The sequence below is a fragment of the Pseudofrankia inefficax genome, assembly GCF_000166135.1.
GTDB classification, from domain to species: domain Bacteria; phylum Actinomycetota; class Actinomycetes; order Frankiales; family Frankiaceae; genus Pseudofrankia; species Pseudofrankia inefficax.
In genome coordinates, this window is sequence record NC_014666.1 from 482,083 (window position 1) to 503,997 (window position 21,915).

20 protein-coding genes are annotated in these 21,915 nt (G+C 71.7%); 9 read left to right on the top strand and 11 right to left on the bottom strand.

Translation table 11 applies throughout. The annotated features are described in order from the left end of the window. Window positions 1–41: 41 nt before the first annotated feature. Window positions 42–1,049, bottom strand: coding sequence for an acetamidase/formamidase family protein (locus FRAEUI1C_RS01960; RefSeq protein WP_013421598.1), 1,008 nt, complete (start codon window positions 1,047–1,049; stop codon window positions 42–44). A 203-nt stretch (window positions 1,050–1,252) separates the two neighbouring features. Between FRAEUI1C_RS01960 and FRAEUI1C_RS01965 the strand changes: the two genes are divergently transcribed. From FRAEUI1C_RS01965 to FRAEUI1C_RS01975, 3 genes are all read left to right on the top strand, one after another. Then, window positions 1,253–2,449: a winged helix DNA-binding domain-containing protein gene (locus tag FRAEUI1C_RS01965; protein WP_013421599.1), complete on the top strand. Its 1,197-nt coding sequence runs from the start codon at window positions 1,253–1,255 to the stop codon at window positions 2,447–2,449. A 268-nt stretch (window positions 2,450–2,717) separates the two neighbouring features. Beyond that, window positions 2,718–4,040 (top strand): wax ester/triacylglycerol synthase domain-containing protein, encoded by a 1,323-nt coding sequence (locus FRAEUI1C_RS01970; protein ID WP_013421600.1) that lies wholly within the window; start codon window positions 2,718–2,720, stop codon window positions 4,038–4,040. Window positions 4,041–4,227: 187 nt separating this feature from the next. Then, window positions 4,228–5,673, top strand: a complete 1,446-nt coding sequence (locus FRAEUI1C_RS01975; protein WP_232425268.1) for an MFS transporter — start codon at window positions 4,228–4,230, stop codon at window positions 5,671–5,673. Here FRAEUI1C_RS01975 and FRAEUI1C_RS01980 read toward each other — a convergent pair. Both FRAEUI1C_RS01980 and FRAEUI1C_RS01985 read right to left on the bottom strand, forming a co-directional pair. Further along, entirely contained in the window at window positions 5,651–6,745 is a 1,095-nt protein-coding gene (locus FRAEUI1C_RS01980; RefSeq protein WP_013421602.1) for a hypothetical protein, read from the bottom strand. The genes FRAEUI1C_RS01975 and FRAEUI1C_RS01980 overlap by 23 nt on opposite strands. Next, window positions 6,742–7,074, bottom strand: a complete 333-nt coding sequence (locus FRAEUI1C_RS01985) for a PadR family transcriptional regulator (protein WP_013421603.1) — start codon at window positions 7,072–7,074, stop codon at window positions 6,742–6,744. The genes FRAEUI1C_RS01980 and FRAEUI1C_RS01985 overlap by 4 nt, the downstream gene beginning before the upstream one ends. Window positions 7,075–7,287: 213 nt before the next feature. Between FRAEUI1C_RS01985 and FRAEUI1C_RS01990 the strand changes: the two genes are divergently transcribed. Next, a complete protein-coding gene (locus FRAEUI1C_RS01990; protein WP_157734779.1) occupies window positions 7,288–9,840 on the top strand; it encodes a PKD domain-containing protein in 2,553 nt (850 codons plus the stop codon). 27 nt (window positions 9,841–9,867) lie between these two features. Here the strand turns inward: FRAEUI1C_RS01990 and FRAEUI1C_RS01995 are convergent, their stop codons facing one another. Next, window positions 9,868–10,677, bottom strand: coding sequence for a class I SAM-dependent methyltransferase (locus FRAEUI1C_RS01995; protein ID WP_013421605.1), 810 nt, complete (start codon window positions 10,675–10,677; stop codon window positions 9,868–9,870). Window positions 10,678–10,859: 182 nt separating this feature from the next. On the opposite strand from FRAEUI1C_RS01995, the gene FRAEUI1C_RS02000 reads away from it, so the two are divergent. Beyond that, entirely contained in the window at window positions 10,860–12,002 is a 1,143-nt protein-coding gene (locus FRAEUI1C_RS02000) for an epoxide hydrolase family protein (RefSeq protein WP_013421606.1), read from the top strand. Between the two features lie 373 nt (window positions 12,003–12,375). Beyond that, window positions 12,376–13,266 carry a polysaccharide deacetylase family protein gene (locus FRAEUI1C_RS02005; protein WP_232425269.1) on the top strand — a complete coding sequence of 297 codons (891 nt, stop codon included), beginning with the start codon at window positions 12,376–12,378 and terminating at the stop codon, window positions 13,264–13,266. A 141-nt stretch (window positions 13,267–13,407) separates the two neighbouring features. On the opposite strand, the gene FRAEUI1C_RS02010 is transcribed toward FRAEUI1C_RS02005, so the two are convergent. From FRAEUI1C_RS02010 to FRAEUI1C_RS02020, 3 genes are all read right to left on the bottom strand, one after another. Next, complete coding sequence (locus FRAEUI1C_RS02010) at window positions 13,408–13,740, bottom strand: hypothetical protein (protein ID WP_013421608.1); 333 nt, start codon at window positions 13,738–13,740, stop codon at window positions 13,408–13,410. A 217-nt stretch (window positions 13,741–13,957) separates the two neighbouring features. Then, window positions 13,958–14,395 carry a nitroreductase family deazaflavin-dependent oxidoreductase gene (locus FRAEUI1C_RS02015; RefSeq protein ID WP_013421609.1) on the bottom strand — a complete coding sequence of 146 codons (438 nt, stop codon included), beginning with the start codon at window positions 14,393–14,395 and terminating at the stop codon, window positions 13,958–13,960. Window positions 14,396–14,406: 11 nt separating this feature from the next. Next, a complete protein-coding gene (locus FRAEUI1C_RS02020) occupies window positions 14,407–15,180 on the bottom strand; it encodes an SDR family oxidoreductase (RefSeq protein WP_013421610.1) in 774 nt (257 codons plus the stop codon). A 74-nt stretch (window positions 15,181–15,254) separates the two neighbouring features. On the opposite strand from FRAEUI1C_RS02020, the gene FRAEUI1C_RS02025 reads away from it, so the two are divergent. Then, a complete protein-coding gene (locus FRAEUI1C_RS02025; protein ID WP_013421611.1) occupies window positions 15,255–15,857 on the top strand; it encodes a TetR/AcrR family transcriptional regulator in 603 nt (200 codons plus the stop codon). Between the two features lie 235 nt (window positions 15,858–16,092). Further along, the gene (locus FRAEUI1C_RS02030; RefSeq protein ID WP_013421612.1) at window positions 16,093–16,929 is read left to right on the top strand and encodes an SAM-dependent methyltransferase; all 837 of its coding nucleotides are present in this window, start codon (window positions 16,093–16,095) and stop codon (window positions 16,927–16,929) included. A gap of 9 nt (window positions 16,930–16,938) precedes the next feature. Here FRAEUI1C_RS02030 and FRAEUI1C_RS02035 read toward each other — a convergent pair whose 3' ends face one another. Together FRAEUI1C_RS02035 and FRAEUI1C_RS02040 are read right to left on the bottom strand one after the other, a co-directional pair. Continuing rightward, on the bottom strand, window positions 16,939–18,180 hold the full coding sequence (locus FRAEUI1C_RS02035) for an RNA polymerase sigma factor (protein WP_013421613.1): 1,242 nt from the start codon (window positions 18,178–18,180) through the stop codon (window positions 16,939–16,941). An 18-nt stretch (window positions 18,181–18,198) separates the two neighbouring features. Then, complete coding sequence (locus FRAEUI1C_RS02040; protein WP_013421614.1) at window positions 18,199–18,561, bottom strand: YciI family protein; 363 nt, start codon at window positions 18,559–18,561, stop codon at window positions 18,199–18,201. 215 nt (window positions 18,562–18,776) lie between these two features. Here FRAEUI1C_RS02040 and FRAEUI1C_RS02045 point away from each other — a divergent pair, with 215 nt between their 5' ends. After that, window positions 18,777–19,223 carry a DUF6069 family protein gene (locus FRAEUI1C_RS02045; protein ID WP_013421615.1) on the top strand — a complete coding sequence of 149 codons (447 nt, stop codon included), beginning with the start codon at window positions 18,777–18,779 and terminating at the stop codon, window positions 19,221–19,223. Between the two features lie 320 nt (window positions 19,224–19,543). On the opposite strand, the gene FRAEUI1C_RS02050 is transcribed toward FRAEUI1C_RS02045, so the two are convergent. Both FRAEUI1C_RS02050 and FRAEUI1C_RS02055 read right to left on the bottom strand, forming a co-directional pair. Then, window positions 19,544–19,987, bottom strand: coding sequence for a PPOX class F420-dependent oxidoreductase (locus FRAEUI1C_RS02050; RefSeq protein WP_013421616.1), 444 nt, complete (start codon window positions 19,985–19,987; stop codon window positions 19,544–19,546). A gap of 200 nt (window positions 19,988–20,187) precedes the next feature. Beyond that, window positions 20,188–21,657: a DEAD/DEAH box helicase gene (locus FRAEUI1C_RS02055; RefSeq protein WP_013421617.1), complete on the bottom strand. Its 1,470-nt coding sequence runs from the start codon at window positions 21,655–21,657 to the stop codon at window positions 20,188–20,190. Window positions 21,658–21,915: the final 258 nt, after the last annotated feature.

Consider the following 21,915-nt stretch of genomic DNA (forward strand, 5'->3'; position numbering starts at 1 on the left):
AGCCGGGCTAAGAGAGCCGCCTCGCGGCTGGCAGCCGGAGCTCAGAGCGGCGGGATCCGCGCCGCGAGGTCGCGGAGATAGCGGTGCATCCCGTCGTAGGCGGCGACCGGCGGCAGGTAGGCCTTGGCGATCTTGGCGAGTGCGCTGTAGTTGACGTCGACCACGTTGGCCAGCGGGGCCTCGCTGATCTGGCTGAGCAACTGGTAACTGTCGAGCGTCTCCAGCCCGTACAGCTCCGACAGCCAGGTGACCATCTCCACCTGGCCGATCCGCCAGGCGTCCTCCAACGGCCGGCTTGAGCCGACGGTGATGAAGTGCGTGTCGCTTTCCAGCCGCGGCCATTGTGGCGCCCGGCCTTTGACGAGCTCCACGATCAGGGTCACGTCCATGGCGCCTTCTACAGCCGTGCCGCAGGCCTCGCCTTCACCCTGCCGGTAGTGCCCATCTCCGATGGAGAACAGCGCCCCATCGACGTTGACTCCGAGATAGCAGGTCGCGCCGGCCCGCATTTCCGGGGTGTCCATGTTCCCGCCAAACCGGTCCGGGACCAGCGCCGATCTGGCCTCCATAGCGGCCGGTGCGACGCCGACGGTGCCCAGCATGGGTGACATCGGCAGATCAACCTGGAACTCGCTGGACAGAGCGGTGAATGTGACCGTGCTCTTCGCCCGGTCGACCTCGTAGATCCAGGTGCGTTCCGGCAACGGCGGCGCGAGCGTGGCGGTGCGGTCCGTGCCGGTCAGGCCCCCGAAGAACGGGATCGTCGACGACGCGCCCCAGCCTCGGGCCGGGGTGAGCTCGACCAGGTGCAGCACGAGCGTGTCGCCGGGTTCGGCGCCCTCGACGTAGAACGGCCCCGTCTGTGGGTTGACGAACGGCATCGTCAGCGAACTGCTCGGCAGGTCGGAGGTCGTGCGCAGGCGCCCACCGAAGGCGTCCTCGGTCCACAGCCGCAGCACGGTGCCCGGCTTCACCGTCCGGATCGGGGCCACCCCGCCGAAGGTCCACGCGAACTGCGCGGGCCGCGGCCGGAACTCGACGACCTCCACGGTCGGCCTCCCTGCGTCCAGGCGCCCCGCTCCGGTGGCAACCGGCCAGCTGGGCAGCGCCGGCCCGAATCTAGGACGCCGCCGTTACGGTTCCGCTACGAGCTTCCCAACCGCGGCCGGTCCGGATCGGCCGACTGCCGCCGGCCGCCGGTTCTGTCGGAGGCGCACGGCATGCTGGCGTCGTGATCCCACCGGACGTCGCGATGCGGCGGGTGGCCGCGCAGCTGCTGGCCAGCCCGCTGCCGGCCCGGCCCACGGCCGCGCAGCGGGTGCGGACCGTCGTCCAGGTCGTCGGGCACGTGCTCGCGGTGCAGGCGCAGGACCTGCGCGGGCTGCGCCTCGCCATCCGGTCCCGGGCCGCCGGGCTGACCGTCGCGGACGTCGACCGTGCCTTCGCCGAGCGCCGACTCGTCGTGACCTGGCTGAACCGGGGCACCCTGCACCTGGTCCGGGCCGAGGACTACGGCTGGCTGCACGCGCTGACCGCGCCCCGTCAGGAGGTGAACGTCCGTCGCCGGCTTGGCGAGGAGGGCGTGTCACCCGCCGAGGCCGAGCGCGGCGTGGCCCTCGTCGAACGGGCGCTGGCCGACGACGGCCCACTGTCGCGAGCCCAGCTTCGGGACCGGCTCGCCGCGGCGGGTATTCCGGTCGCCGGGCAGGCGCTGATCCACATCCTGGGACTGGCGAGCCTGCGCGGGCTGCTGGTCCGCGGCCCGATCGTCGGGTCCGAACAGGCCTACGTCCTGGTCCGCGACTGGCTCGGCCCGGTGGCCGCAACCTCGGACGCACTCGACGCCGCGCCGCTGGCCGCCGTCGACGAGTCCCGGACGCCGCTGCCCGCGCAGGACGAGACTGGCGGAACGGAGAGTGACCGCGACACGGCGTTGGTGCGGCTCGCGGTGCGTTATCTCGCCGCTCACGGCCCGGCCGGCGAACGTGATCTGGCGAGCTGGTCCGGGCTGCCGCTGACCGACGCGCGCCGTGGGCTGGCCCTCGCCGCCGGCTCCGGCCTTACCGAGCCGATCGGTACCGAGCCGCTCGGTGCCGGGCTGGTGGACCTGGCTGGCCGCCCGCGCGGCCTGGGCGACCTGCCCTGGGACGAGGTAAGCCCGGATTCTCTGCCCACTCGGCTGCTCGGCCCGTTCGATCCGATCCTGCACGGCTGGGCGGCCCGCGACTGGGTGACCGGCCCATACCGCTCGATAGTCACCGTCAACGGCATCTTCCGCGCCATCGCGCTCGTGGCCGGCCGGGCGGCGGGCACCTGGACGATGCCGGCGGGCCAGGTGAGCCTCGCGTTGTTCGAGCCGCTGCCCGCGGCCGTCGAGCTGGCCCTGCGGGCGGAATCGTCAGATGTCCGACGTTTCCTCGCCGGCGACCCGGGCCTGGCTGCCGGCTGACCTAGGGGATTTCTGGCGGGTGCGTCTGCACCGGGGGTGCCGGCTCTATTACCGACGGACGCAGCCGTCGGCACCTTGGAGCGGTCTTGGCCGCCACCCCGCGGCCTGCCGTCTGCCCACCAGTAGGGTGCGGCCCTGAGGTTACCGCCCATACAGGGTGTTACCGACCCAGCGTCATTTCCTGTCCGATACCGGGACGATGCTCCTCCCGGCGGCCGGATGGGCCTGGCGCCGGCCCGCGCCGGCGTCTCGGAACGAGGAGGCCGGTGTGCGCTCTGAGTCGATGGTCGACATGCATGCGGGAGGCCGGCCGCTGAGCCGGATGGACCGCTACATGCTCGATTTCCAGCGGGCCTATCCGACCCGGCCGGTCAGCGTCACCTGTTACCTGCTGCGCGTGTCCGGAGCGCCGGATCTCGACGCGGTGCGGGCGGCGGTGCTGGAGCGCGTCGAGGCGTTTCCCGCCCTCACCGAGCGCCTCGTGGAGCGCCGTGGCCGCGCCCCGCGCTGGGAGCCGGGCGGTGGGATCGACGTGGCCAGCCAGGTGCGGGAGTACCGGCTGCCGGCGGACGCGACCGAGGACGACCTGCGGGCGATGGCCGCGCGGCTGTCCTCGATCGTGACGCCACTGGACCGGCCGGCGTGGGAGGTCGGCCTGGTCACCAGCCCCGGCGCCGATGACGTCCATGTCTTCTTCCGCTCCAGCCACGTCTGGGTGGACGGCCTCTCGCAGACCCGGGTGCTCACCTGTCTGTTCGGCGACCAGACGGCGCCGGCGCCCTGGGTCCGGACCGGGCGGCTGACGGCCCGCACGCTGGCGTCCGCCGCGGTGCGCCAGGCCACCACCTGGTCCGGGCCGTCCGCCGCGCCCGCGGCTCTCACCGAGCCGAGCGACGGGACCTGCACCGTGCACTGGGCGCATACCGACCTCGAACGGTTGCGCACGCTCGGCAAGGTCTACGGCGGCTCCGTCAACGACGTCTACCTGGTCACCGTGGGCGGGGCGATCGGCGCCTGGTCGGCTCCCGTCGGCCAGCGGCCGGTGCAGGCGGTGCTCTCGGTCAGCACCCGGCGCCCCGCGGAGCGAGCCGTGCTCGGCAACGCCTTCGTGGCCACCCGGGTCGCCTTGCCGACAGAGCCGGCCCCCCCGTCCGAGCGGTTCGCGATGATGCGCCAGCAGACCTCGTACTACAAGGGGGACTCGAACGCGGCCCTCGCCGAGCGCTTCTGGTCCGACCGGGTGCCCAGCCGGTTCGGGCACGCGACGATCGGTGGCGGTCAGGAGCTTCGCCGGGCCGCGGTCAACACGACGAACCTGGGTCCGATTCCCGGGCCGCTGACGGTCGCCGGAGCCCCGGTCACCGCGGCGCTGCCGGTGCCGGCCGTGCGCGAGGGGCGCCGGCAGGTGCTCGTCACGCTTGGTGGCGTGGGACGGACGGCCACCGTCGGCTTCACCGTGCCAGCACCACGCGGCGCCGAACTGGCCGGCCTGTGGCTGACCGAGATCGAGAATTTGGAGCGTGCCGCCGGCATCGTCCCGGTACCGGACCAGCACCTGCCTACGCTGGCTGGCGGACTGGAGACCCGCTGATCCGGATAGGACCCAGGTCGGCCGGTTCTGTCCCGGTTTGAGCTACCTGCGAGGATCGGATGGCGGGACCGACCGTTCTGCGCCGCTGGTCGAGGAGGGACGGGACGTGGTCGTGGAGTCCAGAGTGGCGGTATCCACGGCGTCGGCGTCCACGGTGACGAGGGCCGAAGCAATGGAGTCAAGAGCGGTGGATCCCAGCGTGATGGAGTCCAGCGCGGGCGCGGCGGCGGGCCGGACCGCTCGGTTCGGCGCGAGCGCGCAGTATGCGCTGCTGGCGGGCCCGCTGCTGACGATGCTCGACTCGTCGATCGTCAACGTGGCCGTCGAGCCGATCTCCCGCCAGACCCACACGTCGCTGCCGACGGTCCAGTGGATCATCAGCGGCTACCTGCTCGCCCTCGGCGCCGGGCTCGCGCTCACCTCGTATCTGGCCCGACGGTTTGGCACCATTCCCGCCTACACCGGGTTCCTCGCCGCGTTCACCGTGACGTCGGCGCTGTGCGCGGCCGCGCCGGGCACGGGTGTCCTCATCGCCGCCCGGGTGCTGCAGGGCCTGGCCGGGGCGCCGCTCGTCCCGTTGGCGATGTCGATGCTGCTCGGTGGATCCGGCGGGGCGAAGAGCCGGATGTCCCCGGCGGCCGGCATCCTGCTCTTCCTCGGCCCGGCGCTGGGCCCGAGCCTCGGCGGCCTGCTGCTGGGCGCCGTGAGCGGCGGGGACGGCTGGCGGGTGCTGTTCCTGATCAACGTGCCGATCGGCGCGCTGGCCATCGCCGCGGCCCGCCGGCTGCCGGCCGGCGTCAGCCCCCCGCCGCAGCCCGCTGCCCGGCCCGACCCGGTCGGACTGCTCCTGCTCGTCGCCGGGCTGGTCGGCGTGCTCTACGGCGTCGACCGCATCACCCGGGGCTCGTGGACGCCGCCCATGACCTGGGGTCCGGTGATCGGTGGCGTGGTCGTCCTCGTCCTCTACACGCTGCGGTCGCGCAGCGTGGAGCACCCCGCGCTCGACCTCTCGATCCTGCGCGACCGCAGCGTGGCACTGGCGTTCACGCTGTGTGGGACGGCGTCGGTGGCGGCGTGGTCGATCGTGTTCGTCGTGCCGGTCTTCCTCGAGTCGGCGCAGGGCCACTCCGCGCTGATGACCGGCGTCGCGCTGCTGCCGCAGGGGATCGTGACCGGGCTGAGCACGCTGGCCGGCGCGAGCGCTGGCGAGAAGATCGGCGTCCGGCCGACCGTGCTCGGTGGCTTCGCGTTGCTGGTGGTGGCGAGCGCCGGGCTGTTCGTCCTCGGCGACCAGACCCCGCTGTGGCTCACCGCGCTGATCCTCGCGGCCCGCGCGGGAGCGGTCGGCCTCACCATCACCCCGCTGGTGCTGGTGGCGACCGAGCCGTTGCGGCCGGAGCAGCAGGCGGACGCGAACACCGCGTTCAACGTCGTGCAGCGCATCCTCGGGTCGTTCGGGATCGGTCTCGTCGCGACCCTGTTCACCCGGCGGTCCGCCCACGCTGGAGCGGTTCCGGCGCTGCACACGGTTGCCCTGGTCATCACGGTGCTCGCCGGCCTCTCGACGTTCGCCGCCTTCTACCTCCCTCGGCCGCGCCGCTCAGGCGACGTCAGTCCTGTCGCGCTGCACTAGCGGTCGTAGGGGCGGGCGACCGGCGTAGCCGGCGCAGCGAGCGCGCGGCGAGGAACGCGAGCGGCACCGTCACGACCAGCACGACCGCGACCTGCGTCAGTCCGAGTGTCGTCAGGGTGGAGCGGGTGGCGTCGGCGGGCGTCAGGCGTGTCCAGAGCAGACTTGCCGCCCGCGTCGCCAGCACCACCGGCGCGATCAGAGCAAGGGCCAGCGCCGAAGCCGCGCCCTGACCTGCGGACCGGCGCGCGCGGCTGCTGAGATGGATGGCCGCGGCCGCCAGGAACGCGGCCGCGTAGATGGCCGGTTCGTCGACCAGGAGCCCACCGCCGAGGCGGGCGGCCGCGGCGCCGATCGTGCCGGCGAGTAGCGCGACATACGCGGCCATCCACCGGACGGGACGGCGGACTGGCGGGGCGTCGCGGTGAAAGCCGGCGACCAGAGCCACCACCGGGACGACGTTGAGCAGGATCGAGGCGACGAGCGTGCTCGCCTGAACGTCGACCGTCGGCTGGCCGTCGCGCAACGTCCACGCGTCGGCGAGGACGCGCAGCGCGGCGGGCAGGACGGCGATCAGGCCCAGCCCTCGGGCGATCCGCCGGTATCCGAGCAGGACCGCGCCGAACGCGGGAATCCAGACGAACCCTGCGTTCCACTGCTCGCGCCAGCCGATGTGGATACCGAACGCGGCCGGGTAGCCAGCCGGTGGCGCGAACCCGGGAATCCGGTCGTTGACCCAAAGCTGGCTCAGCACGTTGAGCGTCGCGAGGACGGCGTGGACAAGAAGTCCCGCGAGGGCGATCAGCCGGACAGCGTCCCCCCAGACCACGCTCGTGGGAGATGCTCCGGCTCCGCCCAGGCGGGAACGGACGAGGTCGACGCGCAGCCGGACAGCCAGCAGGACGACGCTGCCGACCTCGGGCCAGCTCGGCAGGGCGAACTCCGCGACGTCGGGGTCGTCGAGGTCCGTCACGCTGGACAGGAAGGTGGCGACCATGTCGTCTTCCCACAGCTGCCGGTAGCCGCGGGGGAGGACTTTCAGCACGGCGCGGTAGCGCTGTTCGAGCGGAGTCACGCGGACCCACCGGTGCCCGCGGGCCGTAGCGCGCGGAGCCGTCGCGAGGCGACCTGCGCGTTGGCCTCCTGCCGGCCGGCCTCCGCCGCCAGCGCCTCGCTGCCCGGCTCGGTCAGCCGGTAGTAGCGGCGCAGCCTGCCCTGCTGGATCTCTTCCCGGTCCAGCGCGACCAGACCGTCGGCGACGAGGCGTTCCAGCACCCCGTAGAGCGTGCCTACCTTGAGCTGCACCCTGCCCTGGGAGAGGTCCCTGACCTCGCCGACGATGCCGTAGCCGTGCCTGGGCGCCCCGACCAGCGCGGTCAGGACGAAGAAGGCGGGCTCGGTCATGGTTCGCCCGGTAGTCATGGCTGATATATATCGGCTGCCAGGATATTAGGCAACCGTGGATCCGGACCTGACCGCTCTCGCCAAGTGGCGTGCAATTTGCAAGACTGTGGCGGGCGATGCACGGGGGTGTCGCCCCGGCCCTGGGCTGTGCGGTTTCGAGGCGGTCGTCTTGCTGATCACGGTGTGGGTTGCGGCGCCGGCCGGGGTTCGGCGGTGAGCACCCGGGTGCGTCGCTGGGCGGGGCCGGCGGCGTTGGTCGCACTGCTGGTCGCCGGTGTCGCCGCCCTGGTGGCAGGCTCCGCGCAGGGCGTCGCGGCGCGGTCGGTGAGCCTGGATGACGTCTCCGCCTGGCTGCTGTCTCCGGCGGTCGGTGAAGCCGAGCTGGTCGACGGGAACAGCGGGGCGGTGGTCACGCGCGTCGAGCTCGGCGTAGGCGCGCTGACGGGGACCCAGTCCGGGACCGGCGAGTTCGTCGCGGACAGCGCCACCGGCAAGCTCCGCCGGATCGACGGGGCGACCTACCGGGTCTCCGCGCCCGCGACGTTCGGGAAGCCGGGCGAGGCGCTGGGGGTCTACCCGGCGGGCGAGACGGTGTTCGCCGTCGATCAGCCGACCGGGTTGGTCAGCCTGCTGGACCCGCGAACGCTGGCGGTCCGCCAGACCTACTCGCTGGCCGCGAAGGTGGCCGCCGGGGGGATCGTCACCCAGGGGGCCGACGTGCTGTGGGCCGTCGGCGCGACCACCGGGGACCTCGAACGGGTGGACGGTTCGGGCACGACCATCGTGCGGCACGCCGTCGACCCGGCCCGCACCACGCTGGTCACGGCCGCCGGCCTGCCGGTCGCGGTCGACCTGACCGCCCGCCAGGTGGTCAGGCTCGGCTCCCGCGGGGTCACCGGCGCCGGGACCTGCGTCGACGTCGCCGCCACCGACTCCAGCGTCCAGGTCGTCGGCTCGGCCGATCGGCCGGCGGTCTACGCCGTCAGTGGGAGCCGTGGCGTTCTGCTGGTCAGCGACCTGGCGACCGGGCGTTGCGGCGACGCGGTCAACCTCGGGGTGGCGGGGCATCGGCTCGGGCAGCCGCGCGAGGCCGCGGGCCGGGTGTTCGTCCCCGACTACACCTCCGGCCAGGTGCTGGTCGTCGACGTGACCGCCGGGCGGGTGATCGCCGATCCGACCGTGATGCCGCCCTCGACGGCGTTCGAACTGCGGGACGAGGGCGCTGTCGTGTTCTACAACGATCCCGCGACGGCGAAGGCCGGGGTGATCTCGCTCGACGGGGCGATCCGTCCGATCGAGAAGTACAGCCCGGCCACGGTCGGCACCGCCCCCGGCGGCCCGGCAAGCCTCGCCGGCAAGCTCCCGAGTGACGCGGCGGGTGGCTCCCAGCCACCGACCGGCGGCACCAGCCCGCCGTCAGGCGTCCAGCCGACCGCCGTGCCTACGCGCCCCGCCGCCACGCGGCCGCAGCGTCCGACGGCCCCCTTGACGACGATCCCGCCCGTGGGCGCCGGCCCCGCGGTCGCCTCGAACGACGGCCGGACAGCGCCCACCACCTCGACCACTACCGAGGCGCCGGCCACCGGTGGCGGGGCGCCGACCGTGCGGATCGCGGTCTCCGCGCCACAGGCTCGGGTCGGCACGGCACTGACGATGCAGGCGGTGCTGGTCGCCGCCGACGGGACGGTCACGGCCGGCAAGCTCGCACAGGTGTCGTGGTCGTTCGGCGACGGGGGCTCGGCGACGGGCTCCCAGGTCACGCACGCCTGGACGGCGAGCGGCGTCTACACGGTGTCGGCCGACGTTCGCCTCACCGACGGCACCTCGGCCGCGCCGGTCACCAGCGTCACGGTGGTCGCGCCCAACGTGCCGCCGGTGACGACGCCCCCGGTGACAAACCCGCCGGTGACAGTTCCGCCCGTCACGACACCCCCGACGACGAAGCCCGCGGTGTCCCCGTTGAAGGCCGTGCTGTCGGCCAACAAGGGCAGCTGCACCCAGGACAGCGCGAACGTCACGGTCGACGCCTCCGGTTCGGCGGGCGGTTCCGGTCCCCTGACCTATGCGTTCGACTTCGGCGACGGGACGACGGCCGGCCCGGCCTCGGCGGCGACCGTGGAGCATGGGTACTCGCAGACCGGACCGTTCACGGTGACAGTGACGATCACTGACGCGACAGGGGCCTCAGCGAAGGCGACCGCCACGGCCACGCTGCTACATCTCGCCGCGAGCGCGACGTCGGTGACCGTCGGGCAGTCCGTCACCCTCACGGGCACCGGCGTCTGCGCCGGGGCCAGCCTCGACCTGAACATCGGCGCTCAGTACGCCGGCGGGACCTCCACCAGCGGAAACATCGGACACAACGTCCATGAGCCCAACCCGTACACGTCCACCTGGGGCACCGGGACGACCACCGTCTCCGCGCACTGGTCGGAGTCCGATCCCTATTCGGACTCCAACCGCCTCACGATCACCGTCACCGACCCGGCGCCCCCGCCACCGCTACAGGTCACCGCAAGCTCGACGTCGATCACTCTCGGCCAGTCCGTGACCCTTACGGCGACGGGCGGCGTCCACGGCAGCGATGGCACGTATTCGTGGTACGGGGCGAATCCCAGCGGCCTCGGCACCAGTCTGTGCGGCACGACGGCAAGCTGCACCACCACGCCCGACACCACCGGCACCTGGAAGTACTCGGTCCAGGTCTACGACAACGCGGGCAACCGCGCGGAGTCCAACCAGCTCGCGGTGACCGTCAGCCCATAGCGGGGCCCCGGCTGTGGGCTGACCCGGTCAGGGCCTCGCGAGGACCTCGCCGTGCGGGATCGTGATCGCCGCTGCCGGGGTGGCCGCCCAGTCCCGCCACGCCCGGGAGATCCGCTCCAGGTCCTCCTGGCTGGCCAGGCCGCGGGCCAGCGCCTGGCCGGCCATGTCGGAGCGCAGGATCCGTTCGGCCCACATCTCGCCCCACCAGCGCCGGTCGGCGTCGGACTCGTATACCCAGTGACCGGTGGTCGCCGTGACGTCGGTGAAGCCCGCCTCCCGCGCCCAGCCGGCGAGGTGACGTCCCGCGTCGGGCTCCCCGCCGTTGGCCCGGGCCGCGCGCAGGTACAGGTCCAGCCACTCGTCCAGCTCGGGCGGCCGCGGCGTCCAGTCGAAGTCGCTGTAACTGCTGTCCCGGACGGCCACCACGCCGCCCGGCCGGCATACCCGGCGCATCTCACGCAGTGCCAGCACCGGATCGGCCACGTGCTGGAGGACCTGGTGGGCGTGCACGACGTCGAAGGAGTCGTCCGGGAACCGCAGGGCGTGCACGTCCGCGACCGCGAAGGTGATGGTGTGCGCGCCGCGTCGGGCCGCCTCCGCCCTGGGGAGCTCGAGCACGGACTCGCTGACCTCGACCGCCGTCACCTGGCCCGGTGCCACGCGCTCGGCCAGGTCGACGGTGATCGTGCCCGGCCCTGCGCCCACATCGAGCAGCGTCATCCCGGGCCGCAACGCCGGCAGCAGGTACGCGGCCGAGTTCTCGGCCGTCCGCCAGCGGTGCGAGCGCAGCACCGACTCGTGGTGGCCGTGCGTGTAGGTGTTGGACGGAGTCGCCATCTGGTCCGCCTTTCGGTGCCGGTCGAGCTATCCAGTGACGACGGTATCCCATATGTCAATACTGCTGTCTCAGAATATGAGACGTAGTGGTTGGCGGGGTGCTACGGCATTCCCGGGCCCCGGCTCGGGTCGGCGCCGCTTTAGGTCAGGATTCGACCGGAATCGGCCCTACGGTTCCGGGCATGACGACGTTGCCTGACCTGCGGCCGTTTCGGATCGACGTCCCGCGGCGCGACCTTGACGATCTCCGCACCCGGCTGGCCGCCGCCCGTTGGCCGGCCGAGGTGACCGGCGCCGGCTCCGACTACGGCATGCCGCTCGGGGTGGTCCAGCGGCTGGCCAACCGCTGGAGCTCCGGCTACGACTGGCGGGCGCAGGAGGCCCGGCTCAACGAGATCCCACAGTTCACGACGACCATCGACGGGCAGAACATTCACTTCCTGCACGTGCGGTCCGGCGAGCCGGGAGCGCTGCCTCTCCTGCTCCTGCACGGCTGGCCAAGCTCGGTGGCGGAGTTCCTCGGGATGATCGGGCCACTGACAGATCCGCGCGGCCACGGCGGTGGCTCCGCGCCGGCCTTCGACATCGTGGTGCCCTCGCTGCCCGGCTACGGCTTTTCCGGCCCTGTCACCGAGCCGGGCTGGGACAGCGCACGGATGGCCCGCGCGTTCGCCACGTTGATGGAACGGCTGGGCTATCGGCGGTGGGGCGCGGTCGGCGGCGACGCCGGCGCGCTGGTCGGGCGGGAGCTCGGCATTCTCGCCCCGGCGGGCCTGGTCGGGGTGCACCTTCTGCAGATCTTCGCGTTCCCGTCCGGCGATCCGGCGGAGCTGGCCGCGTTGTCGGAGGCGGACCGGGCGAGTCTGTCCGGCAGCACCGCGGACTTCCAGAGCAAGGCGGGCTACCAGAAGATCCAGCAGACCCGGCCGCAGACTCTGGGGTACGGACTCACCGACTCGCCGATCGGCCAGCTGGCCTGGAACGCCGAACTGTGGACCGGCTGGGGTGACTACGCCGACTACCTCGATGTCGACACCTACCTCACTCACGTGAGCATTTACTGGTTCACCCGGACCGGTGTGTCCAGCGCGCGGCACTACTACGAGGACGCGCACTCCGGCGCCGGCTACCGCGAGCTGCCGAACAAGGTGCCGACCGCCGTCGCGGTGTTCCCTGAGGACTACCGGACCGTGCGGGCCTTCGCGGAGCGGGCGAACAACGTCGTCCGCTACCGGGAGTTCGACCGAGGCGGGCACTTCGCCTACACCACCGACCCGGACCTGGTCGTCGACGACCTTCGCCAGTTCTTCGCCGACCTCGACTGAACCCACCTTCGGGACGGCGGCCGACACGGCGGGCGCGCCCGACCGGCGTCTGGGCGGGACGGATGGGCGCCGGGCCGGGACTGTGAGCTAGCCAACGCCGTGCGGGAAATTCCGTCCGGTGGTGCGGGAATGCCCGGTGCCGACGCTTCGACCGGGTGGGCGGAGATATCCCCAAAAATCGGGCAGATGCGAATCGCCAAGGTTTTCGTCCGCGCGCGAACGGTTAGATTAGGCCAATGTTCGGCCCATCCTGTCTACAGATCATTCCTACGGTTGGATTAGCGCTGCCTGGTTTCTTCTCGTCCGACCCTTTTAGTCGCGGGACGCCCGATATGGAGGGCGTGCGATGAGCAGGCTGAGGCGAGGGCGATGGGTGAGCGACCTGGCGCCGGTGGAGGCTCGGGAGCGGGACGCGGGCCGGTCGCGGCGTCGGCTGACGGCCTGGGCGCTCGTGGGGGCCATCGGGCTGGCCTCGGCCGGCGTGGCTGAGGCCGCGGGGCCGGCGCTGGCGACCGAGCCGCCGCCGGCTGCCGCCCCCGCACCGGCTCGGGCCGGTGCTCCGGCTCCGACGACGGCTCCGGCTGCCGCCCACGCTCCGGCTGCCGTACCGGCTCAGGGGTCGGCAGGTGCTTCCGGGGCCGCCCGGCAGCGGCCCGCCTACACCGTGCACCGGGTTCTTCCGAACGCGCCGGCCAACGCGATCGCGCTGACCTTCGATGACGGGCCGGACCCGACCTGGACGCCGCAGGTGCTCGCGCTGCTGCGGCAGTACGACGTGCGGGCGACCTTCTGCATCGTCGGGCGACAGGCACGCGCCTACCCGGACCTGGTCCGGCGGATCGTCGCCGAGGGGCACGCGATCTGCAACCACAGCATGACGCACCCCCTGCCGTTCTCGCACCGGTCCGCAGCCGCGATCGACGCGGAGATCGGTGGCGCCCAGTCCGCGATCACCGCCGCCGCCGGCACCGCTCCGCGCCTGTTCCGTGCGCCGGGCGGCGACTGGTCGCCGCCCGTGTTCAGCGCCGAGGCCAGCCGAGGCCTGACCCCGGTCGCCTGGAACGTCGACCCCAGGGACTGGTCCCGCCCCGGAACGCAGAAGATCGTCACCAGCCTGTTGGCGGCGAAGCCCGGGGACATCCTGCTCTGCCATGACGGCGACGGGGAACACCCGGCCGGCGTGGACCGGTCGGAGACGGTCCAGGCACTGCGGACGGTCCTGCCGCAGCTGAAGAGCAGGGGCCTGACCTTCGTGACCCTGTGACGCCGGCGACGTCTGCCCGGCGTCCTGATCGCTGTTTTCGCCCTCGGATGGTTACGAAACCTGCTGGGTCATGACCATCAGAGGGCCGAAACGGCGATCACGGGGACGCCGGAACCGGGCGAACCCCGTCGGAGACGACTCCTAGGTCAGCAGCCTCTCCGACTGGGGGTCGTAGCAGATCAGGTCCATCGATCTGGCGAGCCCGGCCGCGTAGGCGGCCACCTCGTCGGCCATGCTCCACGCGACGCAGAGGTAGAGGAACGGCCCGGCGGGCTCGGGCGTGACCGACCACGGGCCGGTCTCCTCATCCGGCCACCGACGAGACAACGCCTCGACGTACGCGATGATGCGCTCCGTCGGGGGTGCCTCGGCTTCCTCCTCGTCATAGCGCTGGACCAGGTCGTCGAAGGCGCGCCCGGCGGCCGGATCGTCCGCCGGCCGCTCGCCTTCCCAGATGGCGAGGTCGAAGCTCATGGCGACAGTCTGCCGCCCGGGTGCGACATTTCGGACCCCTGCCGGGCGCCAGAACTGAGTCGCCGACGCTGACCTGCGGTTTCACCCGGCTCGACGTAAACAACGGCATTCGGCTCCGTCGAGTCCTACCTCAGGTCGTCCGCACGCACCTTCTGACGATCATGGGGTATGACTGGGCTCCTTTGCCTGGCTTGCGCCGGCAGGGCGGGTGCTGGGCCTACCCCGGTGGTTCGAGTACGAGCAGTGGGATCTCGCGTGTGGTGCTGGCGCGGTACTCGGGAAAATGTGGCCACGCCGCGTCGGCTGTCTCCCACAGTGCGGCCTTCTCGGGCCCGGCTGCCTCCCGGGCGACCATCGACCTGAGCGTGTCGCCGTCGCGGACCAAAACCAATGGGTTCGCAATCAGGTTGTGATACCAGGAGGGATGGTTTGGCGCTCCTCCGTAGGAGGCCACCACGAGGTAGCCGGGACCGAGCTCGATCCTCATGACCGGTGTCTTGCGCAGTTTCCCGGATCTGGCGCCGCGATGGGTGAGGATTACGACGGGCCTGCCCTCCAGGGTCCCACCCTCCCGGCCGTCGGTCGCCTCGTAGAGCGCGACCTGGTCTCGAACCGAGGGAAACAGGCTGGGAACGTAGTCGTCTGGCTGCGTCACGGCTGTGCTCCCTAGAACTTCGGGCCGAGGAGGAAGCCGCCGGTCGCGTCGATGAACTGACCCGTGATCCACCGTGCGTCGGGCGAGGCGAGAAACGCGACGACGTCAGCGATGTCGGCCGGCTGGCCGAGCCGGTTGAACGCCGACCAGGACGCTGCCAGCTCGTTCATTCGAGGGTCGGACAGAAAGAACGCGATGTCGGTCTCGACGATGCCAGGCTCGACGGAGTTGACCGTGATGTTGCGTGGCCCCAGTTCCAGGGCGAGGGTGCGTGTCAGGGCGTTGAGCGCGCCCTTGGTCATCGCGTAGGCGACGAGCATGGGCGTCGCCAGCCGGGCGGCGCCCGACGAGATATTGATGACGCGGCCACCTTCGCGCAGCCGGTCGAGGCCGTGCTGGAGGATGAAGAACGGCGCCTTGGCGTTCACGGCGAAGACCTCGTCGAAGGTCTTGTCCTCGACGTCGGTGACGGTGGCGTAAAGAGCGATGCCGGCGTTGTTGACGATGACGTCCACCGCTGGCGAGTCGGTGTGTGCCCGGATGGCGTCATCGAAGGCGGACCACAGCGCTTCCGCGTCTCCCGCGTGGCCGAGGTGCGTCCGCAGCGCGAAGGCCCGGCCCCCGGCTGCGGTGATGGTGTCGACCGTGTCCTTGGCGGCGGCCTCGTTGCTCCCGTAGTGCACCGCGACCAGGGCGCCCTCGCGGGCCAGTCGCAGGGCGACGGCCCGGCCGATCCCGCGGCTCGCCCCGGTCACCAGGGCTGTCTTCGCTGCCAACGTACCCATGCTCGGCCTCTTCTCTAGCGTCCGCTACAAAACCAACGTAGCAGGTTCTGTAGCGCCCGCTATAGACTGTCGGCATGGACAGATCGCGTGGAGGACGGCCTCGGGAGTTCGACCGGGACGCCGCCCTCGAGCGCGCGGTCGCGCTGTTCTGGGAGCGGGGCTACGAGACGACCTCGATCGCTGACCTCACCGCCGGGATGAACATCGGGCCGCCGAGCCTGTACGCGGCCTTCGGCAGCAAGCGGGCGTTGTTCGACGAGGTCGTCGAGGCCTACTGCCAGCAGTACCGAGCCTTCATGGTGCTGGCCTTCACCGAGGAGCCGACGTTCCGGCGTGGCCTGGAACGGCTGCTGCGCGAGGCCGCCGCGGCCTACACGCAGCCCGACCGGCCGCCCGGCTGCCTCGTCGTCAGCGCGGCGGTCAACTGCGCCTCGGCCGAGGTCGCCGAGGCGCTCCAGGGGCTGCGTAACTCGGGAGTCGACCAGCTTGAGCGCCTTGCCGCCGCCGCGGTCCGTGCCGGCGAGCTACCCCCGGGCCTCGACGCGCGGGCCCTGGCCGTGTTCACCGGGGTGGTCCTTCAGGGCATGGCGCTGCGGGCCCGCGACGGAGCCGACCGGCGAGAGCTGGAGTCCACCGCCATGATCGCGTTTGAGGCCTGGCCGTGGCCGGCGGCCTGACCTGGACCGGAGCCTCGGTCGGTCGCGGGGAGCGTTTTCCGTGGCGCCGGTATGCCGGGATCGCCGTGGTTCCCTCCGAGGGGATACCGGCGCAACCTGTTGTGGCCCACGAAGTAGTCTCACCCAAAGCAGCCAAATGACTCCGGCCACCGACCGTCGTCGATAGCGTTTGGCGTGCCCTGTTGACCACCTGTCGGCCGCCAGACGGCGGCGCTGGCCCCTGACTGGCGGAACGATGACTGGCTGGGACTTCACGTCGGCTGCCTCTGACGACTCGCCGGGCGGTGCGCTCCCGGATCTGCGGACCGACCGGCCGACGCCGGCGCGGATGTACGACTACTTCCTCGGCGGCAAGGACAACTTCGACGTCGACCGGGAGGCCGCGGCGAAGGTCGACGCCGCGCTCGGGCGCACGGTGACCTATGACGTCGTCTGGGAGAACCGGCGTTTCCTGCAGCGGGCGACCCGCTACCTCGCCGCCGCCGGCATCGACCAGTTCCTCGACATCGGCACCGGGCTGCCCACCCAGGGCAACGTCCACGAGATCGCCAAGCAGGTCGTCGCCGCCCCGCGGGTGGTCTACGTCGACAACGACCCGATCGTGGCGGTGCACGGCCGTGCGCTCCTGGCCAGCGACCACACGACGACGATCATCACCGCGGACGCGCGGGAGCCGGCCGGAATCCTCACCCATCCCGACATGACGGCGCTGCTGGACCTCTCCAGGCCCGTCGCCGTCCTGCTGGTCGCCCTGTTCCACTTCATCCAGGACCACGAGAACCCGGCCGGTCTGCTGGCCGAGTTCATGGACGCGGTCCCGTCGGGCTCCTACCTGGTCCTGTCGCACCTGACGACGGACGGGCCGCCGGCCGAGGGCGTCGCCCGGACCGAGGCGGCCTATCAGAACGCCACGTCACCGATGACCTTCCGGCCGCGTGCCACGATCGCGAGCTACTTCGACGGCCTCGACCTGGTCGAGCCCGGCCTCGTGCGCCCCTGGCAGTGGCACCCCGGCGACGACGACAGCCCGCGGACCGACTGGCTGTACGCGGGCGTCGCCCGCAAGCCGTGACCCGGCGCGTCAGCCGTCACCGTCGGTGCCAAGCGCGACGGCCCGGCCGATGAGGTAGCGCCGCTCGGGGATGCTCGCGGTCAGCGCCGCGGCCTGCCGGTAGTCGGCCGCGGCCGCGTCCCGGTCGCCCGCCCGCTGCCTGAGGTGTGCCCGGGTGGCCAGAATCCGGTGGCTTCGCGCCAGGCGGCCGTCGGTCTCCAGCGAACTGACGATGTCGAGCCCGGCCGCGGGCCCGTGCACCATCGCGACCGCGACCGCCCGGTTCAGCGTCGTCATCGGGTTCGGCGCGGCGCGCTCCAGCAGGTCGTACAGGGCCAGGATCTGCGGCCAGTCGGTCTCGTCCATCGTGGGCGCCTCGACATACACAGCCGCGATCGCCGCCTGGAGCTGGTATGGCCCGACCTTGCCGACGGGCAGCACCTGGGAGATCAGGGCTAGACCCTCGGCGATCAATGCTGAGGTCCACAGCGACCGATCCTGCTCGGCCAGCGGGACCAGGGAGCCGTCACCGCGCGTGCGCGCCGGGCGTCGCGCGTCGGTCAGCAGCATCAGGGCCAGGAGCCCCGCCGTCTCACCGTCCGCGGGCAGCAGCCGGCGCAGCAGGCGGGTGAGCCGGATGGCCTCGTCCGACAGGCTCGGCACCATCAGGTCGGCGCCCGTGGTCGCGGTGTAACCCTCGTTGAAGATGAGGTAGAGGACGTGCTGCACCGTGCTCAGCCGTTCGCCCGCCGCCCGCCCGGGCATCTCCAGGCGCCGCCCGCCCGCCTCGATCGTCGCCTTCGCGCGGCTGATGCGTTGCGCCATCGTGGTTTCGGGCACAAGGAATGCCCCGGCGATCTGGGTCGTCGTCAGCCCGCCCACGGCGCGCAACGTCAGCGCGATCTGACTCGGCGTGGACAGCGACGGATGGCAGCACAGGAAGAACAGCTCCAACGAGTCGTCGTGCTGGCCAGCCTCGTGGAGACCGGCGAGCGCCTGCGACTGCGGCGTCGAGGCGTACGCCGCCTCCTCCCGCCGGCGCCGCGAGCCGTCCCGGCGTAGCTCGTCGACCAGAACGCGGTACGCGACCGTCTGTAGCCAGCCGCCAGGGTTTTCCGGGATCCCGTCGGTCGGCCACCGCCGCGCTGCCTTCAGCAGCGCCTCCTGGGTGGCGTCCTCGCAGGCGTCGAACCGGCCGTAGCGGCGGGTGAGGACACCGAGGACCTGCGGCGCCAGCTCACGCAGCAGGTCCTCGATGCGTGCATCCGTCATGCGTCAGCCCGAGAAAGGTCAGGCGTCGTTCGCCGACTCGTGCAGGATCGGCCAGACCTCGGTCGGGTTCTGGTCGGCCCAGGGCATCTCCGCCGCGAGCTCGTAGGCCCGCTCCTCGTTCTCCACGTCGACCAGGTAGAAGGTGGCCATGTACTCCTTGGTCTCGAGGAAGGGGCCGGCGGTGACGGTGGGGAGACCGTCCTTGCGCGTCACCAGCCTCGCCGCCGCGGCGTCCGCCAGCCCGTACCCGCCGAGCAGTTCGCCGGTAGCCGCGTACTTCTTGTTGTAGGCGTCCTGCTTGGCGATCTCGCTCGGCCAGTCCTCGGCCGGGATGCTGTCCCACTTCTCCTGGTTGCCGTAGATCATCAGCAGGTACTTCATCGCGGGTTCCTCTCGGCGGTGGTTCGCGGCCCCGGCGGGCCCCCTCGGCGCGGCCGGTGGGCGCGCGCTCACCCAGGAGACGGAGCCACGCCGCCGATCTCGACATGCCTCTCCCGAGCTTTCTCGTGACGGCTCGCGGGATCGATGTCGAGATGTGCCCGGCGGCGCCGTCATCCGGTCGAAGGCACCTCCCCTCGACCGGCCAGGAGAACCGCATGTCCACCTCGTCCATCTCCACCCGTCCCTCCGCCGCGTTTCTCGCGCGCCGGCCTGTCTGGCAGGTCAGCTACCTCGCCGGCCTCGCCGCGAGCGTCGTCGTCGAGCTCTGGGGACTGGCCGCGCGCATCGTCGGCGTGCCGATGAGGGCCGCTGGTCTGGGCTCGCATCACGCCACACCGATCACGGTCGGCATGTTCGCCATGGGAACCATGGTCGTCACGTTCTGGTTCACCTTCGTCGTCGTCCTGATGGCCCGCTTCGCCAAGAGCCCCGCGCGGACCTATCTCCGCACGACGGTGCCGCTGCTCGTCCTCTCGCTCGTCCTGCCGATCACGGCCGCGGACACGGCACTGACGACCGGGCTCACTCTCGCCGCCGCGCATCTGATCGCCGCGGCGATCATCATTCCGACGGTCCGGCGCCGGCTCTCGCAGCCGCGGTGAACGCCGAATCGTTCAGCCGGACGACGCCTTTGGCGCGCGCCACCTCGTTGTTTAGGGAGCAATCACGACGAAGAATCGGGTGTCGGCGATCCTCGCTGCCCACCACTGCTTACCCCCGCTGACCTGTCGCGCCCCGAACTTCCGACGCTGTGCGAGAACTTCATCAATGTCGATCAGAGCGGGCATCACTTCGTGACGGTTCCGCCGCCCGCGGCGCTCGACCGTGACGGCTACTGGTGCGGAGCCGAGCTTTAGACGCGCTGGCCCTGGGTGCCGGTGGCGACGTTCGGCGGACGAGAATCCATCACCGTCACCGAGCGCTATGAAGGGATGTTGCGGGAGTGATATCCCTGGAGGTGCGGCGGTCGTCCCGGTGCTGCCGGCCTGAGCTCCCCGATGTTCCAGCTGATGATCCGGTGCGGATGAAGACGGAGGATCCGCTGGCTGAAGCCGGGGACGAGCGGCGGATCCTGGGCCGTGATCTCGATTCGTCCACGGATCTCGATGCCGCGGCCGGTCTGGCCGATCGGGTTGGGAGTGTCGGACTGGTCGTCGACCACGAACGACACTCGCGGATCTGCCGTGACGTTACGGAATTTCTGGCTCCTGGGCAGCTCGGGGCCGCCGATCTCCACGAGGCGGCTGTCGGGGTTCACCCGGAAGGCGACGGGGTGTGCCTGAGGGGCGCCGTCTGGCCCGATCGACGCCAGACGCCCGAGCGGATGGTCGATCAGGTATTCAAGCTCGGCGTCACTGAAGATCATGCGGCCAGCCTAGAACCTGAAGCAGGCTTGAGGTCAAAGCCTCAGGTCGCCGGTGATGCGCAGGCTTTGGCTGCCGGTGGGCACTCCGCGATCACGAACAGAGCCGTGGCTTGCGTGGTTCCCGCCGACAGGTTGTCTGGCCCGCGGAACGGCCCGGGCTCGGTCACACCCACGTGTTGTGTGGGTGTGACCGAGGCTGGTCAGCGGCCGCGGCGCGCGCTGAACGTCGCGGCGCTGTGGGTCGGTCGCGACCTGGGACGCTCGGAGGACGACGGGCCGGCCTCGTGATCGGCTGAGCTGCCGCGAGCCGTGGCCGCGGCGGGTCGAGACGCGGTGGCCCGGCCGGCGGACGCCGTGGCCCGCCCGCCGCGCTGGCCGCTGGCGGGGCGGCGGCCGCGTCGCCTGCCCGCCCGAGGTGTCGGCTCGGTGCCGCGAGTGCCGGCGGCCGGCCTGCGTTGGGCCGGACTGGTCCTGGTCTCCGGTTCGGCCGTGACCGTGGGGCTGGTGAGCGACCGAACGCCGGGGGCGAGCGTGGAAAGTATCGGGTGATCGGCGGACGCGACCCGGGTGGTCGCCGGCTTGATGCCGGCGGTGCGGGCTAGTTGCGAGACTTCACGCAGCTGATCCGTGGTCGCCAGGGTGATGACGGTGCCACTGTTGCCGGCGCGCGCCGTGCGCCCCGAACGGTGCAGGTATGCCTTGTGGTCGGCCGGCGGATCGGCGTGGATCACGAGGGCCACGTCGTCGACATGGATGCCGCGGGCGGCGATGTCCGTGGCGACCAGCGCCGCGGCCCGGCCCGTCTGGAAGTCGTCGAGGTTGCGGGTGCGGGCGTTCTGGCTCAGGTTGCCGTGCAGTTCGACGGTCGGCACGCCGGCGCGGTTGAGGTGGCGGGCCAGAGCCTTGGCACCATGCTTCGTGCGGGTGAACACGACCGTGCGGCCCGGCGCGCTGGACAGGTCAACAAGGACGGGCAGCCGGCTGTCCCGCTCGACGTGCAGCACATGGTGCGCCATGGTGCCCACCGGCGACTGGGCGGAGTCGGCCTCGTGTACCGCGGGCTTGTTGAGGTACTGGCGGACGAGGGTGTCGATGGCCTTGTCCAGCGTGGCGGAGAACAACATGCGCTGCCCGCCGGACGGGGTCTGGCCGAGCAGCCGGCGTACGGCGGGCAGGAACCCGAGGTCCGCCATGTGGTCGGCCTCGTCCAGCACGGTGATCTTCACCTGGGCCAGCGAGCAGTGCCGCTGCTTGATGAGGTCCTCGAGCCGGCCGGGGCAGGCCACGACGATGTCGACGCCGCGGCGGATCGCGGCGACCTGCGGGTTCTGGCCGACGCCGCCGAACACGGTGCACGAGGTGAGGCCGGCCACCGCGGCGAGCGGTTGCAGCGCCGTGTCGATCTGCGCGGCGAGCTCTCGGGTCGGCGCCAGGATCAGCGCGCGCGGAGCGCCGGCCTGGGCCCGGGGCCCGCCGGACAGCCGGGCGACCACGGGCAGCAGGAACGCGAGTGTCTTGCCGGAGCCGGTGCGGCCCCGGCCGAGAACGTCACGTCCAGCGAGCGCGTCCGGCAGTGTCGCCCGCTGGATGGGGGTGGGGGTCTCGATGGCGAGACGGGTGAGAACGCTGGTCAGGCGCGCGGGCACGCCAAGATCGGTGAACGAAGACAAGAAAGATCGCTATCTGTGCGGGTGTCCCGCCGACAACCGGGGATTCGAGGAACTCGACCGGTTACACGCGGAGCGAAGGCCCGCTGTTGGGCAGCGGGTGCTACGACGCGCGGACAACTCGCGGCAGGAGCTCGACGAGCTGATACGGCCAGCATAGCTGGTCCGCGCGTCGCATCGGGTGCTGACCAGTGCGACCAGGCCGGCGGCGGCCCGCGGGCGACCGCCGATGACCGGGCCAGCGAGCTGAGGACGGCGTGC

Coding starts and splice junctions, on each gene's coding strand:
- FRAEUI1C_RS01965 (WP_013421599.1), top strand. CDS start 1,253: ATGCGGCGGGTGGCCGCGCAGCTGCTGGCCAGCCCGCTGCCGGCCCGG.
- FRAEUI1C_RS01985 (WP_013421603.1), bottom strand. CDS start 7,074: ATGACCGAGCCCGCCTTCTTCGTCCTGACCGCGCTGGTCGGGGCGCCC.
- FRAEUI1C_RS01995 (WP_013421605.1), bottom strand. CDS start 10,677: ATGGCGACTCCGTCCAACACCTACACGCACGGCCACCACGAGTCGGTG.
- FRAEUI1C_RS02000 (WP_013421606.1), top strand. CDS start 10,860: ATGACGACGTTGCCTGACCTGCGGCCGTTTCGGATCGACGTCCCGCGG.
- FRAEUI1C_RS02010 (WP_013421608.1), bottom strand. CDS start 13,740: ATGAGCTTCGACCTCGCCATCTGGGAAGGCGAGCGGCCGGCGGACGAT.
- FRAEUI1C_RS02020 (WP_013421610.1), bottom strand. CDS start 15,180: ATGGGTACGTTGGCAGCGAAGACAGCCCTGGTGACCGGGGCGAGCCGC.
- FRAEUI1C_RS02025 (WP_013421611.1), top strand. CDS start 15,255: ATGGACAGATCGCGTGGAGGACGGCCTCGGGAGTTCGACCGGGACGCC.
- FRAEUI1C_RS02030 (WP_013421612.1), top strand. CDS start 16,093: ATGACTGGCTGGGACTTCACGTCGGCTGCCTCTGACGACTCGCCGGGC.
- FRAEUI1C_RS02035 (WP_013421613.1), bottom strand. CDS start 18,180: ATGACGGATGCACGCATCGAGGACCTGCTGCGTGAGCTGGCGCCGCAG.
- FRAEUI1C_RS02040 (WP_013421614.1), bottom strand. CDS start 18,561: ATGAAGTACCTGCTGATGATCTACGGCAACCAGGAGAAGTGGGACAGC.
- FRAEUI1C_RS02045 (WP_013421615.1), top strand. CDS start 18,777: ATGTCCACCTCGTCCATCTCCACCCGTCCCTCCGCCGCGTTTCTCGCG.
- FRAEUI1C_RS02050 (WP_013421616.1), bottom strand. CDS start 19,987: ATGATCTTCAGTGACGCCGAGCTTGAATACCTGATCGACCATCCGCTC.